Consider the following 263-nt stretch of genomic DNA (forward strand, 5'->3'; position numbering starts at 1 on the left):
GCCATAGCTTGCGCGTCTTTTAATGACTGAATTCCAGCTTGTTCGCCGTCGATGTCGATTAAACGAACTTCTAGCGCTGTAATTTCTTCGTTAATACGATTTTTTTGAGCTGTTTGTTGCCCTTTCTTGCCGCATCTAATAGTACGTTCCTCCAAGAATATCAATAATAGTAAGCGTGTAATTGGCTGTTTGTAAATGCCTTACACGCTCGATTTTTTATTGTCGACTTTTTATCTCTTCGCTAATTTTAGCTACAAAGTCAT

General features: G+C 38.4%; 1 pseudogene. It reads right to left on the reverse strand.

Annotated features, from left to right (window positions below):
* Positions 1–164: pseudogene (locus AAEY79_RS15345) on the reverse strand (hypothetical protein); the annotation flags it as partial.
* Positions 165–263: the final 99 nt, after the last annotated feature.

It is taken from the genome of Psychrobacter sp. GW64-MNA-CIBAN-0177 (genome assembly GCF_040309585.1).
Classification (GTDB): domain Bacteria; phylum Pseudomonadota; class Gammaproteobacteria; order Pseudomonadales; family Moraxellaceae; genus Psychrobacter; species Psychrobacter okhotskensis.